Source organism: Rhodococcus phenolicus (assembly GCF_001646785.1).
Taxonomy (GTDB): Bacteria; Actinomycetota; Actinomycetes; order Mycobacteriales; family Mycobacteriaceae; genus Rhodococcus; species Rhodococcus phenolicus.
This window is the reverse complement of sequence record NZ_LRRH01000104.1, coordinates 15,703-31,764: the sequence shown is the minus strand read 5'-3', so window position 1 is coordinate 31,764 and position 16,062 is coordinate 15,703. Positions and strand designations below refer to the sequence as shown.

At 68.7% G+C, this 16,062-nt stretch carries 9 protein-coding genes; 1 reads left to right on the top strand and 8 read right to left on the bottom strand.

Going from position 1 to position 16,062, the window contains the following annotated elements; translation table 11 throughout:
- Positions 1-105: 105 nt before the first annotated feature.
- On the top strand, positions 106-1,062 hold the full coding sequence (locus tag A8G15_RS24725) for a hypothetical protein (RefSeq protein WP_068165642.1): 957 nt from the start codon (positions 106-108) through the stop codon (positions 1,060-1,062).
- An 88-nt stretch (positions 1,063-1,150) separates the two neighbouring features.
- Here A8G15_RS24725 and A8G15_RS24720 read toward each other — a convergent pair whose 3' ends face one another.
- The 8 genes from A8G15_RS24720 to A8G15_RS24685 form a co-directional block, all read right to left on the bottom strand.
- Positions 1,151-2,692, bottom strand: coding sequence for an acyl-CoA carboxylase subunit beta (locus A8G15_RS24720; RefSeq protein WP_068165637.1), 1,542 nt, complete (start codon positions 2,690-2,692; stop codon positions 1,151-1,153).
- 7 nt (positions 2,693-2,699) lie between these two features.
- A complete protein-coding gene (gene pks13 / locus A8G15_RS24715; protein ID WP_068165635.1) occupies positions 2,700-7,655 on the bottom strand; it encodes a polyketide synthase Pks13 in 4,956 nt (1,651 codons plus the stop codon).
- A 50-nt stretch (positions 7,656-7,705) separates the two neighbouring features.
- Positions 7,706-9,595, bottom strand: coding sequence for a long-chain-fatty-acid--AMP ligase FadD32 (fadD32, locus tag A8G15_RS24710; RefSeq protein WP_068165634.1), 1,890 nt, complete (start codon positions 9,593-9,595; stop codon positions 7,706-7,708).
- A gap of 188 nt (positions 9,596-9,783) precedes the next feature.
- Positions 9,784-10,785 carry an LLM class F420-dependent oxidoreductase gene (locus A8G15_RS24705; protein ID WP_068165652.1) on the bottom strand — a complete coding sequence of 334 codons (1,002 nt, stop codon included), beginning with the start codon at positions 10,783-10,785 and terminating at the stop codon, positions 9,784-9,786.
- 146 nt (positions 10,786-10,931) lie between these two features.
- Positions 10,932-11,888 (bottom strand): cutinase family protein, encoded by a 957-nt coding sequence (locus A8G15_RS24700; RefSeq protein WP_068165651.1) that lies wholly within the window; start codon positions 11,886-11,888, stop codon positions 10,932-10,934.
- A 15-nt stretch (positions 11,889-11,903) separates the two neighbouring features.
- Positions 11,904-12,476 (bottom strand): DUF732 domain-containing protein, encoded by a 573-nt coding sequence (locus A8G15_RS24695; RefSeq protein WP_068165633.1) that lies wholly within the window; start codon positions 12,474-12,476, stop codon positions 11,904-11,906.
- Between the two features lie 185 nt (positions 12,477-12,661).
- On the bottom strand, positions 12,662-14,524 hold the full coding sequence (locus A8G15_RS24690) for an alpha/beta hydrolase-fold protein (protein WP_156665542.1): 1,863 nt from the start codon (positions 14,522-14,524) through the stop codon (positions 12,662-12,664).
- A gap of 281 nt (positions 14,525-14,805) precedes the next feature.
- A complete protein-coding gene (locus tag A8G15_RS24685) occupies positions 14,806-15,816 on the bottom strand; it encodes an alpha/beta hydrolase (RefSeq protein WP_068165630.1) in 1,011 nt (336 codons plus the stop codon).
- Between the last annotated feature and the right edge of the window lie 246 nt (positions 15,817-16,062).

Genomic DNA, 16,062 nt, shown 5'->3' with positions numbered 1-16,062 from the left:
CCAATATTCGGTCTGACCGGGTGAGGGGAACCATCACCGTGGGGCTATCCACAGGCTGTGGATAGCCCCGCACTTTCCGCTCACCGCCGCGGCATACTCCGGGGCATGAAACGGGGGAATTGGGCACGGGCGGATTTCGACGAACTGTGGGCGTGGAGCGCCGACGGCATCGTGAGGACGGCGGATCTACGGGAGGCCGGCATGTCCGGCTACGCGATCGACGACCGCTGCCGGCGCGGCGGGCCGTGGCAGCGGATTCTCCCGGGACTCGTCCTGCTGCACAACGGGACTCCGACCCAGCGTCAGAGACGCACTGCGGCACTGCGATATTGCGGCGACGAGGCACTGCTCACCGGGCGCGCCGCACTCGCCGAACACGGTTACAGCACTTCGGAATCCACCGCCGACGTCCACATCCTCATCCCGCACTCGCGGCGCCTGCAGTCCGTCGGCTTCCTCACCGTCGAACGCACCGCCCGCATGCCCGACGCGGTACTCCGCGGCAACCTGGCCTGCAGCCCGCTGCCTCGCGCCCTGCTCGACGCCGTCCGTCGAATCCGGGACACCACCACGGTGCGGGCAATGATCGCGGAGGTCGTACAACGCGGGGATGCCACACCACCGGAGTTGATGACCGAACTGAACAGGGGAAGCCGACGCGGCACGTCGATCCCCCGTCGAGTGCTCGAAGAGGTTCTCGCGGGCGCACATTCGGTCGCCGAAATCGACGCGCGCGATCTGTGGCGTCACAGCGGGCTACCGGAAATGCTCGCCAACCACGACATCGAGGACGAGCAGGGACGGTTCCTCGCGCGCCCGGACGGCTGGTTCGACGACGTCGCTCTTGCGTGGGAGATCGATTCGCACAACTGGCATCTGAGCCCCGAGGACCACGAACACACCTTGGCGCGGCGAGCCCGGCTGCAGGCCGCGGGCGTCATCGTCCTGTCGTCGCTGCCCCGCGACCTCCGCCTGAACCCGGCACGCACGGTCGCGCACCTTCGCGCACACTACGAACTGGCGCGGTCGCGACCGCGCCCGAACGTCCGCGTCCGCAAATGACACCCGTACCCCCAGGTGATGGGAACCCTCAGCCGGTCAGACCGAATATTGGTTCCCATCACCCGGAGGGGGCGGGATCAGGGCGGGATCAGAGCGGGAGCAGGTGGTGCTTACGCGGGTTCTTGAAGACCTTCTTGTCGCGCAGCAGGTTCAGCGCGCGACGGATCTCGAGGCGGGTCGCCGACGGTTCGATCACCGCATCGACGTAGCCACGCTCGGCCGCGATGTACGGCGTCGCCACGTGCTCGTTGTAGAAGTTGATGAGCTGCTGGCGCACGGCCGGGGCATTGTCGCCGGCGGCCTCGATCTGACGGCGGCCGATCACCGCGACCGCGCTCTCCGCACCCATCACCGCGATGCGCGCCGTCGGCCACGCCAGGTTGATGTCCGCGCCGAGCTGCTTGGACCCCATCACCGCGTAACCACCGCCGTACGACTTGCGGACGACCACGGTCACCTTCGGCACCGACGCCTCGACGTACGAGAACAGGAAGCGGCCACCGCGCTTGATGACGCCGATCTTCTCCTGCTCGACACCCGGCAGGAACCCCGGGGTGTCGACGACGAACACGAGCGGGATGTCGTAGGCGTCGCAGACCCGCACGAAATGCGCGGCCTTGTCGGCGGCGTCCGCGTCGAGCGCGCCCGACAGGTACATCGGCTGGTTCGCGACGACACCGACCGGACGCCCGTCCACGCGCGCGTACCCGGTGATGACGTTGTGCGCGACCTGGCCACGGACCTCGAAGAAGTCGCCGTCGTCGAAGATCTTCAGCAGCACGTCGTGCATGTCGTAGCCGGCGTTGTCGGCGTCGGGCATGAACGTGTCGAGTTCGAGATCGTCGGGAGTGATCTCCGGTTCGAGACCCGGATTGATGACCGGGGGCTTCTCCTGCGCATTCGAGGGCATGTAGCTCAGGTACTGGCGCACCCAGTCGAACGCCGCCTTCTCGTCCGGCGCGATGTGGTGCACGTTGCCGTATTCGGCCTGCTTGCGGGCACTGCCGAGTTCTTCGAGGCTGACCTCTTCACCGGTGACCGCCTTGATGACGTCCGGTCCGGTGACGAACATGTACGCCTCTTCGGTCGCCACCACGACATCGGTGTTGATCGGCGCGTACACCGCACCGCCGGCGCACTTGCCGACGATGACGGAGATCTGCGGGACCAGGCCGGACAGCGGTTCGGTGCGCTTGCCGATCTCCCCGTACCACGCGAGGGACGTCACCGCGTCCTGGACGCGGGCTCCACCGGAGTCGTTGATGCCGACAACCGGGCAGCCGACCTTCAGGGCGTGTTCGAGCACCGCGGACACCTTGCGGCCGAACATCTCACCGACGCTGCCACCGAGAACGGTCTGATCGTGGGAGAACACCGCGACGGGCCGCCCGTCGACGAGACCGTGCCCCACGACGACGGCATCGCCGTAGAACGCGTCCGGGTTGCCGGGCGTGCGCATGAGCGCGCCGATCTCGACGAACGTGCCCTTGTCGAGCAGCATGTCGATGCGTTCCCGTGCGCTCGGGATGCCCTTCTTCGCGCGCTTCGCGACCGCGATCTCGCCCGCGGGCTCCTTCGCGATCTCGAGCTTCTTGCGCAGGTCGGCCAGCTTTTCTGCCGTGGTGGTCACTACTCGTTCAGCTCCTCGTGGCCGCGATCTCGGCCAGCTTCCGGGTCAGGTCGGCCCCCACCTTCGCGATGTACGGTTCGTCCACGATCTGCAGATGGTCACCACCGATGTGGACCACTTCCAGATTGCGGACGACCTCGCCCCACCCCCCGTCGGGCTGCCGGGTTCCGAACGCCGGCTCGAGGTCTATCGCATCATCGTGGTACTTGTCGGCCATGTACAGAACCACGTCCCCGTCGTAGGGTTCGAGCTTCGCGGTCTGGATGGCACGGTTGTCGAGCCAGGACGTGCGCTGGTGCTCGATGATCCCGCCCGGGATCTTGGCACCGCTGAGCTTGAGCAGGTCCATGAGGATCCGGATCTGGCCGTTGTCGTCGGCCTGGGCGAGCTGCTCGTACGGCAGCGGCGCGTCGACCCCGTAGGTCTTCTTCGCGAACTTCGCGTACCGCTGCCAGCGCTTGGTGATCTCGTCCGGAGTGTCCTCGACCTGCTCACCGGCCATGACGGTGTCGATGAGACCGACGTACCGCACGTCCTTGCCCTCCGCGCGGAGCATCCGTCCGACCGCGTAGGCGAGCACACCGCCGAGGGACCAGCCGTACAGCACGTACGGTCCGTCGCCCTGGATCTCCTTGATCAGCGGCAGGTATTCGGCAGCCCGCTGCTCGATCGGACCTTCCGTCCGCTCGAACCCGTACATCGGGGTGCCGGCGGGCAGGCGCTTGAGCAGCGGCTCGTAGGCCACCGTGGATCCGCCGGCGGGGTGGAACACGAACACCGGAACGGCGTCGGAACCCTCCGGGCGGGGCCGCAGCGTGCGGACCAGCCCGTCGATGCGGTCGGCGGATTCGAGATGCTGCCGCACGGTCTCGGCGAGCTGCTCGATGGTTTCGGCGTCGAGCACGTCATCGACGGTGATCTCGCCGTCGGCCCGTTCGGTCAGACGCGCGGCGAGCCGCTCGGCGGTGTCGTCGTCGAGGATCGGCAGCGTGTCGAAGATGCCCTTGGCCGACTCGCCGGTGACGACCGCCCACGACGCGAACGTCAGGCGCTCGGCGGCGTCGCGCGGCGGCACGTGCGCACCGGACGCCTCGGCCACGGCCTGCTGATCGGTGATGTCGGCCTGCACGCCCGCCGCCTGTGCCTCCGCGGCATCGGCTTCGGCGAGGATCGCTTCGGCTTCGGCGACGACCGTGGTGTTCTCGACCGGCGGAACCGAGACCGCGTTCGCGGCGTCCTCGGCTTCCTCCGCAGCTCGTTCGGCGGCCTTCTCCGCGGCCTGCTGCTCGGCGAGCGCGGCGACTTCCTCACGGTTGTCGACGGCGTAGCGCAGATACTTGGCGACGTCGCGCAGGCTCGCGTCCTTGACGGCCGCGAGCTGCAGCTGCGGGATGTCGAACTCGTACTCGACGCGGTTCTTGATGCGCACCGCCATCAGCGAGTCGAGGCCGAGGTCGATGAGCGGAATCTCGACCGGCAGGTCCTCGGGGGAATAGCCCATCGATTCGGCCACGATCAGCGCGAGTCGCTCCTCGAGGGTCTGCGACCCTTCCGGATCCCATCTGTCCCCGAACGATTCGACGACCTCGGGCAGCTCTTCGACCGGCCCGGTGGACCGTTCGACGGGCGCGACGACCGGTTCCGGCAGCACCTCACCGGAGGACACGACGGCCTCGTGGACGAGCGTGAACCCGGACGCGTCCTTCGCATGCACCTGCACCGAGGCGCCGCCGGGGTGCGGAGTGAGGGTGGTGGTGAGAGTGCCCGCGGCCGGGACCGGCGCGTGCGGGACGCTCGCGAGGAGGGTGACGTCGGCGAACACCTGCGCGGCGGCGGAGGTCGCGAGGGCTGCGGGATCGGTGACGGCGGTGGCCTGCACCTCCCACGCGAAACGGCCGTCGGGCAGCGCGACGCGTGCACCCGGGGCCCGGCCGTTGCCGCCGCTGCCGATGCGGGTCTGCAGCCAGAACTCCTTGCGCAGGAACGCGGTACGCGGCAGGTCTGCGTAGTCGCCGGCCGGCAGCAGGGTGCGCAGATCGACGGGATGCCCGTACGTGTAGAGCTGCGCGAGCGCGGTGAGCACACCGAGCGATTCGTCTTCCTTGCGCTTGAGCGTCTGGATGAACCGGCCGTCGTGCACGCCCGCGTCGAACGCGGTCGCGGCGACGGACATGAGGGTCGCGGGGTTGGCGTTGAGCTCGACAAACGTGGTGTGGCCGGCGGTGAGCGCCTGCCGCACCGCCTGCGTGAAGTACACGCTGTGCCGCATGCCCTTGGTCCAGTACTCGACCGGGTGGATGCCCTCGTGTCCCGCGCGGTACAGCGTTTCCTGGTCGACGGACGAGTACACGTCCACCTTCAGGCGGTGCGGCTCGATGCCGGCGAGTTCGGCGGCGAGCTCGCCGAGCAGCGGATCGACCTGCGAGGTGTGGCTGGCGCCCTTCGTCTGCAGGACGCGCGCGAACTTCTCCTCGGCTTCGGCCCGCGCGACGATCGCGTTGACCTCGTCCTGTGGTCCGCCGATGACGGTGTGCGTCGGTGCCGCGTACACGCAGACCTCGAGGTGCGGGAAGTCGGTGAGCACCGCGGAGATCTCGTCGGCGCTGTACTCCACGAGCGCCATGAGACGGATGTCGTCGCCTTCGAGGCCGGCCTCGGCCTCACCCATCAGACGCGACCGCGAGCAGATGACGCGCACGGCGTCCTCGAGCGACAGGCCGCCGGAGATGTAGGCGCCGGCCGCCTCACCCATCGAGTGCCCGACGATCGCGGCGGGTTCGGCGCCGTGGTGACGCAGCAGCGCGGCGAGCCCGATCTGGATGGTGAAGATGCCGACCTGGGCGGTCTCGACGTCGTAGTCCTGCGCGTCGTCGAGGAACTTCTCCTTCATGGAGAATCCGGACTCGTCGTAGACGAGCTCGTCGACCTCGTCGACCGCGGCGGCGAACACCGGGTTCTCGAGGTAGAGCTGCTTGGCCATCTTGCGGTGCTGGGCACCGAACCCCGACAGCACCCACACGGGCCCCTTGGCGTCCGGAGTGTCCGAGCTGAAGACGCCCTGTGCGGGCTTGCCTGCGGCGACCGCGCGCAGTCCGGCGATGGCCTCGGCCCGGTCCTTCGCGATGACCACGGCACGCGAGCGGCCGTGGTTGCGGCGGGCGAGGGTACGGGCGACGTCGGTGAGCGGCGTGGTGCTGCCGATCTCGGTCTCGAGCCAGTCCGCGAGGTCGGCGGCGGCCCGGCGGCGCCGCGACGGCAGCGACGCGGACACCGCGAGCAGCACGGGCAGCTCGCGGGCGGCGGGAGTCTCCGCCTCCTCCACCGCGGGAATCCCGGCTTCCTCGGGCAGGACCTCGGCCTCGGCCTCGGAGTCGGCCAGACCGGCCGGCCCGGTGTATTCGCGCACCACGACGTGCGCGTTGGTGCCGCCGAACCCGAACCCGGAGACACCCGCGACGGCGGCGCCGGTGTAACGCGGCCAGTCGGCGCCCTCCGGGATCACCTGCAGGCGGGCCTGCTCGAACGGGATGTACGGGTTGGGGGCGGTGTAGTTCAGGGACGCGGGCAGGTGGTTCTCCTGCATCGCGAGGACGACCTTGATCAGACCGGCGGCACCGGCCGCGGCCTCGAGGTGACCGAAGTTGGTCTTGGCCGAACCGAGCAGGACGGGCTTGTCGGCGTCGCGGCCGCGGCCGACGACCTTGCCGAGCGCTTCGGCCTCGATGGGATCGCCGAGCACCGTGCCGGTGCCGTGCGCCTCGATGTAGTCGACACCCGACGGCAGGATCTGCGCGTCGCGGTAGGCGCGGCGCAGCACGTCGACCTGCGCCTCGGGATTGGGGGCGACCAGACCGTTGGAACGTCCGTCCTGGTTGACGGCCGAACCGGCGATCACGGCGAGGATGCTGTCGCCGTCGCGTTCGGCGTCCTCGAGCCGCTTGAGGACGACCAGTCCACCGCCCTCGGAACGGACGATGCCGTTCGCGTCGGCGGAGAACGCCTTGATCCTGCCGTCCTCGGTGAGCATGCCGGTCTCGTCGAAGCCGAGGGTCGCGGCGGGGGCGAGCAGCATGTTCACGCCGCCTGCGAGGGCGACGTCCGCTTCGCCGGAACGCAGTGCGCGCACGGCCTGGTGCACCGCGACGAGCGACGACGAGCACGCGGTGTCGAGAGTCACCGACGGACCGCGGAAGTCGAAGAAGTAGGACACCCGGTTCGCGACGATCGCGGTGGACGTGCCGGTGATCGCGTACGGGTCCGCCGCCGTGGGGTCGGCGACGGCGAGGAGCTGGTAGTCGTTGGCCGAGCTGCCGATGAACACACCGACGGAACCGCCCTTGAGCTCGTTCGCCGGCAGGTGGGCGTGCTCGAGCGCTTCCCACGCGAGTTCGAGTGCGAGCCGCTGCTGCGGGTCGACCATCTCGACCTCACGCGGCGACATCGCGAAGAACTCGGCGTCGAAGCTCTTGACGTCGTCGAGGTAGCCGCCGCGGGTGTTGGCGTTCGCGATGGCCTCGGACACGACCGGGTCACCGTCGAACTCGGACCAGCGCCCCTCGGGCAGTTCGGTGACGCCGCTGCGCCCCTCGGCGAGCAGCTCCCACATCCGGGCGGGGGTGTCCACGTGGCCGGGCAGCCGGGTGGACATGCCGACGATCGCGATGTCCTTGGCGCCGGTGACGCCGCCGGCCGCGTAGAACGCGTCGTCGGTCGCGGCGGGCACCTCGGGCTCGCCCTCGATGATGCGGGTGGCCAGCGACGCGATGGTCGGGTGCTGGTACGCGATCGTCGCGGTGAGGGTGACGCCGAGCAGGTCCTCGATCTCCCCGCTGAGGGCGACGGCGTCTCTCGACGAGAGGCCGAACTCCTCCATCGGACGATCGTCGGAGATCTGCGACGCCGGTTGCCCGGTCGCGTCGGCGATCCAGTTCCGCAGCCACTCGCGCAGCTGCGCGACGGTCATATCCATGTCAGCCATCAACCCACCACGCTACCCGGGAAAGAGAACAATTGTTACACGCTATCGGGGAATGCCTGCTGCTGATAACCCCCGCGCAGAGTTCCCTCGATGTAGGCGGCCTTGCAGGCGCGGCGGGCGATCTTGCCGCTGGACGTGCGCGGGATCGACCCGGCCGGAACCAGCAGGATGTCGCGTGCCGTCACACCGTGGCGGGTCGAGATCGCAGCGCGCACCGAATCGGCGATCGGCTGCGGATCCGCTTTGCCGGCCCCCGGGCCGCGCTCGGCGACGATCACGAGCTGTTCGGACGCGTCGTCGGCGTCGAACTTCAGGCCCGACGCCTCGTTCTCGAACACGTCGCTCGGAAGCTGGTTGGCCGGGACCGCGAACGCCGCGATGAAGCCGGGACGCAGCGACGTGCTGGCCTCCTGCGCGGAGAACTCGATGTCCTGCGGATAGTGGTTGCGGCCGTCCACGATCACCAGGTCCTTGACGCGGCCGGTGATGTAGAGCTCGCCGTCGATGTAGACGCCGTAGTCGCCGGTGCGCAGCCAGTTGGCCTCGGGCGCGGTGCCCTCGGCGTGACTGTTCTCGTCCAGGCGGGACGTGATCCGGTTGTGGAAGGTCTCGTCGGTCTCGTCCTTGCGACCCCAGTAGCCGATGCCGATGTTGTCACCGTGCAGCCAGATCTCCCCGACGCGCTCGTCGGGAACCTCGGCCCCGGTCTCGGCGTCGACGATCGCCGCCCACTGGCTGCGTGCGACGTAGCCGCAGGACACCTGCGCGATCGCGCCCGGCGCTTCCCGGTCCACCTTCACGATCCGGCCGGCATTGAGCTCGTTGCGGTCGACATAGATGACCTTCGCTTCGTCGCTGTGCTTGGTGGAGGACACGAACAGGGTCGCCTCCGCCATGCCGTACGACGGCTTGATCGCGGTCTTCGGCAGGCCGTACGGGGCGAACGCCTCGTTGAACTTGCGCATCGACGAGGTGGTCACCGGCTCGCTGCCGTTGATCAGCCCGATCACGTTGGAGAGGTCGAGGGTCTCCCCCGCCTTGGGCAGGCCGCGCGCGGCGGCGTGCTCGAACGCGAAGTTCGGGGCGGCCGCGAACGTGCCGGCGCCGTCCGAGACGGCGGCCAGTTCGCGGATCCACCGGCCGGGCCGGGCCACGAACGCGCGCGGGCTCATGATGGTGATGTACTTGCCGCCGATCGCGGGCAGGATCACGGTGAGCAGACCCATGTCGTGGAACAGCGGAAGCCAGGTCACGCCGCGGGAGGTCTCGTTGAGCTCGATCGAGTCGGCCATCTGCACGACGTTGGTGAGCACGGACCGGTGGGTGATCTCCACGCCGGCCGGGACCCGGGTCGAGCCCGAGGTGTACTGCAGGTAGGCGATGTCGTCGGTCGCGATCTCCGGTCGTGTCCAGGTGTCGGCGACCGAATCCGGGATGGCGTCGACGGCGATGACCCGGGGGCGTTCCGCGGCCGGCAGCGGACGGAAGAACTGACGGACACCCGCGGCGGACGATGTCGCCGTCAGGATCGCGCTGGGCGTGCAGTCGCCGAGAACCGCGTGCAGGCGGTCGGTGTGGCCGGGCTCGTCCGGATCGAACAGCGGCACCGCGATGGCACCGGCGTAGATCGCAGCGAAGAACGAAACGACGTAGTCCAGGCCCTGGGGGGCGAGGATCGCGACACGGTCGCCCGGCTTGGTGACCTGCTGGAGGCGGGACGCGATCGCGCGCATCCGCACACCGAACTGCTGCCACGTCAGCTCGTGTACCTCTCCGTCGCGCTCGCGGGAGTAATCGATGTAGCGGTATGCGAGATCGTCGCCGTTGCCGTACGTGTGCTGCTCGAGGTGATCGAGCAGCGTGTTGCCCTCGGGCAGAACGATCCGACCGTTCTCATCGATGAACTCTTCGAAACCGACGCTCAATTCCTTCTCCCTGTCGAAGCGATCCCACAACCACCCGACATGGTTGCGCCCCGTTCATTACTTCGCGATTCGTTCGTTCGCGCTACACGGACAGTGGCACCTTCGCAGCTCCGTCGCATGCGAACGTGCAACCTGTCGGACCGATTCATCGGTCCGAGATCACGAATATGTTACAGATCCTCATTGCGTCATTCCCCCGCGAGCAGGGGAATCACCGGCGCGAACGCCTCCATCTGGGTCGGGAAGACGCCGACGTAGGACATGCCGGTCTTCGCGCGCACGGCACGAATCCGATCGGCGATCTCCTCGTGCGAACCGATTGCCAGATAGGGGGATTCGAGGATGTCGTCGACCGTCAGGCGGGTGTCGACCTGGATGTTCGGGGGAAATCCCTGGTCGAGTGCACCCAGCGCCATCTCCGCAGCCTGCTGCTTGTCGTCGGTGACGAGAATCATGGTGATAGTCCAGTTCAACTCGATGTCGGCGAAACGATCCCCGGCCGCCCGGCGGATCACTTCGACGCGCTCGATCGTGCTGTCCATCGTGATGCCGGACAGCAGCAATCTGCCGTCACTGTTCGTCGGTGGTGCCACCGAGATGATGTCGGCGTACCGGGCGGCGAGCGCGAGCATGCGCGGCCCGCCACCGCCCACCGCGATCGGCGGTCGCGGTCCCTGACGCGGCCGCGGGCTGCCCTTGAGTCCGTCGATGCGGTAGTGCTCGCCCTCGAACGTGCACTCCCGGCCGCGCAGCAGGACGTCGAGGATCTGCAGTGTCTCCTCGAGCTTCTCGATCCGCACGCCGGGACGGTCGTAGGCGATCCCGGCCTTGTCGAACTCTTCCTTCATCCAGCCCGCCCCGAGTCCGAGTTCGAGCCGGCCGCCGGAGAGCACATCGATGGTCGCGGCGTCCTTCGCGAGGATCGCGGGATGCCGGAACCCGTTCGCGAGCATGGCGGTGCCGATCCGGATCCTGTCGGTCGCCACAGCGAGGGCACCGAGCGCGGCGATGGGGCCGACCTGGTTCCCCAGGTGATCCGGAATCATGAAGCTGTCGTAGCCGAGTTCCTCGGCCCGCTGAGCGAGCTTGACGAACCGCCTGGCTCCGCCTTCCTCGGCGTTGCCCTCACCACCGGCGGCGAAGCGAAACTTCCGCGGCTGAAGTGCTGCGGAGCCGTCGGTGGCACTCATCGAACCTTCTCTCCAGTGTGCGGTGTCCGTGCGCCACGGCCCGGACACTCCGGACGCAGCCGATTGTCGAGTCTAAGTGCCGACGGTGGAGAGATTGTATCGGGTCGTGACCACCGACACTACCGTCCGGTAACCCCGCTGGTGGATCACTCTTCCGGCGGAGCCGGTGCGGCATCGATCTTCTCGGCCGCCCAGTCCACGACCCACTGCGTCGACGTGGTGCCGGCGTCGTCGACGACGAACGTGTTGTACATCGCGTGCACCGGATTGTTGTGGTACTCGAGCAGGCGCGGCGCACTCGCGAGCAGATTGCCCGGATTCAGGGCGTCCGGCGGTGCATCGCAGATGCCGTCGGTGGGCGCGCAGATCTGCACGGTCCGGTCGCCGAGTGCACCGAACCCGCCCGGCCGGGCACCGGTCATGGTGATACCCGGCAACTTCAGCCCGGCCAGCGACAACTCGGCTCCCACCCCCGCGACCGGCGGCCCGACGGTCGGGGCCGCATCGGGGTCGCGCCTGCCGTCGGCGATGAGGGCGACACCGAGCACACGATCCGCGGGAACCGGACCGTTCCCGGCCCCGATCTTCGCCGCGACGTCCCCGGCGATGACCGCGCCCTGGGAGAAGCCCGTCAGGATGTACGACGTGAGTGGGCACTCGGCGAAACGGCGGGTCAGAATGTCTTCCGTCGCCGCAGTACCGGCGGTACGGCTGTTGTTGTAGGACTGCTGACCGTCCGGCGGCAGCGCGATGGGATTCGAGAACTGCGCGACGTACGGCACCGTGTAGACATCCGCGCGCTGCGGATCGAACTGCTGCTGCAGCGGCCGAGTCACGTTCAGCATCAACGAATACGGATTGGCCGTGGGGTTGTACGGGTCGTCGCCGACCGCGGATTCCCACGTGCCGGGCACCGCGACAACCTGAACGTCGGGACACTCCGCGGGCTGCGACTGCGGCGGCTCCGGCGACGGCGGCACCGACGGGCCCGGCGCGGGCAGGCGCCCGGCCAGGATGTACCACAGCCCCAGCACGACGACCAGGACGAGAAGCGCAACGATCACGACGGCGACGCGTCCGCGCCTCTTGTTCGTCCTGGCCATCATGCTGTGAATCCCCTAGCTGCAGTAGGTCGAGCGGGCGGTGGCGATGTAGACGTCCGCGGTCTGCCCGGCCTGCTCCTCGGTGATCTCGACACCCGCGGCGACGGCGTCGCTGCCGACCAGCGCGGTGACGATCGTCTTGATCTCCTCGTCGGTGCCGCCCTGCGCGACCGCGCCGCAGATGTAGTTGGCGGTGTTGATCGCGCTGCTGCCGTCACCGGAGGGCTCCACGCCCTCGGCACGCAGCGCATCGAGGAACGCCGCGTCCCGCGCGTCGGCTGGAACCTCGGTCGGGCCGGGGAATCCCGGCGCGGTCTGGGGCTCGGCCGGCGGTGCGGTCGCGGCTTCGCCGGGGGTCGTCACGGGAGCGTCGGCCTCGGTCGACGCCGTTCCCGACGTCTCGGCACCCGTCGTCGCCGTCGCGGATGCCGAGGTGGACGCGGCCGCCGCGGACGTCGTCGTTGCCGAAGGGGTGCTCGTCGCGGTGGAATCGTCGCTTCCGCACGCGCCCAGTAGAGCGGCGGCGGTCAGTGCGGCGGCGCAGGCGCCGACCACACGGGTCGAGCGCGAACGGGTCCGTGCAGGCATGTGGTGGTGTCCTCGCATCCGGTGTCGTGAGCGAACGGTCTGGGGGCGAACAGTGTCGTCGGCCGGCCAACGGCCTGGGCCGGCACCGCCCCAGGCTACAGAGAGCGCCGGGGCGGTGACCGGAGCCGTGGCTCCGATCACCGCCCGACGATAGGCGCAGCCGACCGTGACGGTCGAGACCGGTCCTAGGGGCTCACCGTGGTGGCGTCACCGACGCGGGTGACGAACCCGCCCTGGAAGTTCTGCTGGACACCGCCCGCGATCGGGAACTCGTCGCTGATCGGGAAGCCCAGGCGGCCGTTCTCGTATCCGGCGTCCTTCCAGGCGTCGAAGATCGGGCCGTTGCGCACCGGCCAGGCGCCGGTCAGCGGACTCCAGTAGATGTTGCCGCCCTCGAACTCGTTGAAGCGGCCACCGTCCTTGACGGGGATCTCACCGGTCTTCGGGAAGCCGAGCCAGCCGTTCTCGTAACCCAGCTCGCCGTACTTGCCCATGATCATGCCCTGCACGGAGTGGGCGCCGGTGGGCTCGCTCCAGTACATCGCGCCGATCTCGAAGCCCTGGACGACACCCGGCTTGTTGGGCGTCGCGACCTCGTCGAGCACCGGATAGCCGAGTGGGCCACCCTCCCAGCCCTGCCGCGCCCATTCGTCGAGGATCGCACCGCGGATCGCGTGAGCCCCGGTCTGCGGGGTCCAGTAGATCGAGCCGTGCTGGAAGTGGTTGAACCGGCCGCGACCGTCGGGGGTGCCGTTCTCCCACGTCCTGGGGAAGCCGAGCGGGCCCGCCGGACCGCCGGCGCCCTGGTAGGCGCCGCCGATCGCGCCGGCGACCGGGAAGGTGCCCGCGTCGGACGCGAAGACCCGGCCGAACCGGAAGTCCTGTACCCGCCCACCCGCGACCTGGTACTCGGGCGTGACGCAGTCACCGAGCCACTGGTTGGCCGCGGCGGTGTCGCCGATCGTCCCGGCCGCCGAGCACGACGGCTTGTCCACCGGCACGCCGAGCGTGTTCGCCAGCTGAGGCCAGAGCTGATGCAGCTCGAACTCCCAGTACGGCCACGAGTGGGTGCCCGACGGGCGGTACACGACCTGAGCGGGGACACCGATCTTGTTGAGCTTGGTGGCGAACGCCTGCGAGGTCAGCCGCGACAGGATCTCGAGTCCCATGCCCGCATAGTTGGTGCTCACCCCGGGAACGCCCGAGGGCTGGTCGTACGGGCCGGTACTGCCGCTGCCGCTCGAGACGTACAGGCTCACGCCGCGCAGCTTCTCGGCGAGCAGATACGGATCGTGGGACTCCCAGATCTCGCTACCGGGCGGGCCCCACATGGCATCGACGTCGAATCCACCGGCATCCTGCATCGCATACCCGATTGCCTCGGGCATACCCAGGGTCGTCGTGGTGAGGATGCCCGACAGCGACGCCGCGAACTGGAAGAACCCGGGATTGCGCGCGGGCAGGAACATGGCGGCGGTGCCGCCCATGGACAGGCCCACGACCCCGCGGGTGCTCGTGGACCGCCAGTCCCGCTCGAGCACCTGGGGAAGTTCCTTGGTGAGGAACGTCTCCCACTTGTAGGTCTGCCCGTTGTTCTGGTCCACCCAGTCCGAGTAGAAGCTGGACTGCCCGCCGACGGGCAGCACGACGTTGACGTTCTTGTCCGCGAAGAACGACTCGGCGTCCGTCTCGAGGGTCCAGCCGTTCTCGTCGTCGCGGGCGCGCATGCCGTCGAGCATGTACACGACGGGGAAGGTCGCGTCGGGCCGGATGTTCCAGTCCCGCGCCAGCAGCAGCTGAACCTGGATCGGTGTCCCCATCGACGGGGAGTCGATCCACAGTGCGACACGGCGATCCGTCAGCCGGTCGACACGTTGGACGGTGATGCCCGAGGCCGGGGCCTGCGCGGTGGCAGGGCCGGTCAGGGCCGGTTCCGCGGATGCGACCGCGACGGTGGTCAGTCCCGCCGCAATCGGCGCGACCAGCGCCGCGGCGAGCGCGCCCAGGATGCGTCGTTTCACTCGGGGACCGCCGATCACTGTTCGCATGTGCATCGCTCACTTCCTGCGTTGCCGGGCCGTTCGCGGGAGCCGGGCCACTTCCGAAGGTCGTGTGCACACTTCGTATCCGGATTTGTGACCGCTCCGCGTTCGAAGGTCGCTTCCACTGCGTCCGAGGATCGTTTGTACACGGGAAAGCCCCCGGATCGGTGACGGCGCGCTGTGACGGGTGAGAAAATTGTTCACAACGGCACATGCCGCCCGGCCACCCCGTGCGGGGTGATCGGGCGGCATGGTGGCCGGCAGTGTGCGCCGGCGAGCGTCCGGCGTCAGTGCGCGTTCAGCGCATCCAGGATCTGCGGGCGAGCCTTCCAGAGCTGGTCCTCCCAGTACTTCCACGCGTGGGTGCCGCGGGCCGGGAAGTCGAACGAAGCATCGATGCCGAGCGTGGCCAGCTTGACCTGGAACGCGCGGGTCTGGACGAGGGACAGCGCCTCGAGGCCCATGGCGTTACCGGTGTTGTAGAAGCCGGTCAGGCCCTTTGGGTTGTCGTGCTGTCCGGGCAGGCCGCTGGCCGCCGAGATGTACAGCGACAGGCCCTCGAGCTTCGGCGCGAAGACGAACGGGTCGTTGCGCAGCCAGGCCGGGCTCCACGGCGGGCCCCACATCGAGTCGACGTTGTAGCGGCCGGCGTCGAGCATCGCGACACGGATCGCCTCACGCATGCCCGGTGCGGACAGGTTCAGGTAGCCCGACAGCGACGACGCGAACTTGAACTGGTCGCGGTGGTAGGCGGCCAGCGTCAGAGCGGCGGAACCACCCATCGACAGGCCCAGGATGCCGTTGTTGTTCGGCGAGACACCGCGCGTGGCGAGGTACTCGGGAAGCTGCTGGGTCAGGAAGGTCTCCCACTTGTAGGTGACGTCCTGGCCGTTGAGGTTGCTGGGCGAGTACCAGTCGGTGTAGAAGCTCGACTCACCGCCGACCGGCATGATGAGCGAGACGTTGTCGTTGGCGAACTGGGTGAGCGCGTTCGTCTCGAACGTCCAGGCGTTCGCGTCGTCCCGGGCACGCAGGCCGTCGAGCAGGTACAGCGCGGCGTCGCCACCACGGGCAGCCCACTGGATCTGCACCTTGATCGGGCCCATGTCGGAGTCGACGAAGACTTCCTCGAAGCCGCCGGCCGGCGCACTGTGAGCGATCGGAGCGGACTGCGCGGGGGCGGCCACCGCCGCGGTGGTTCCGGCGACACCGGCAGCGACCGGCAGCACGAGCGCGGCGGCAGCGGTGCCGAGCACCCGGCTGCGGAGGCGCTGCGACAACCTCGGGACTAAACGCATGAACAATGCTCACTTTCTCGATCTGCGGCGTCCGCCTACGCGTTCCCCGTCGGATTCCGGCGGTGGCGGCCGCGGAGCGGGCGCCACAAGTCACACTGCGGTCAAGACTGTAAATGACTACGGGAGCTCTGACAAACCCTCCGTCCCGCTGGTCACGGGACGAAAGCCGACACGAAGCTCCGGTCACACACCGTGGACCGTTATCGACTCGTTACGCGGCGTGATCCTATCGAGATCGGACTCGAA

Excerpts from the sequence above, each read along its gene's own strand:
- A8G15_RS24725 (WP_068165642.1), top strand. The coding sequence starts at position 106 with ATGAAACGGGGGAATTGGGCACGGGCGGATTTCGACGAACTGTGGGCG.
- pks13 (WP_068165635.1), bottom strand. The coding sequence starts at position 7,655 with ATGACCGTCGCGCAGCTGCGCGAGTGGCTGCGGAACTGGATCGCCGAC.
- A8G15_RS24705 (WP_068165652.1), bottom strand. The coding sequence starts at position 10,785 with ATGAGTGCCACCGACGGCTCCGCAGCACTTCAGCCGCGGAAGTTTCGC.
- A8G15_RS24700 (WP_068165651.1), bottom strand. The coding sequence starts at position 11,888 with ATGGCCAGGACGAACAAGAGGCGCGGACGCGTCGCCGTCGTGATCGTT.
- A8G15_RS24695 (WP_068165633.1), bottom strand. The coding sequence starts at position 12,476 with ATGCCTGCACGGACCCGTTCGCGCTCGACCCGTGTGGTCGGCGCCTGC.
- A8G15_RS24690 (WP_156665542.1), bottom strand. The coding sequence starts at position 14,524 with ATGCGAACAGTGATCGGCGGTCCCCGAGTGAAACGACGCATCCTGGGC.
- A8G15_RS24685 (WP_068165630.1), bottom strand. The coding sequence starts at position 15,816 with ATGCGTTTAGTCCCGAGGTTGTCGCAGCGCCTCCGCAGCCGGGTGCTC.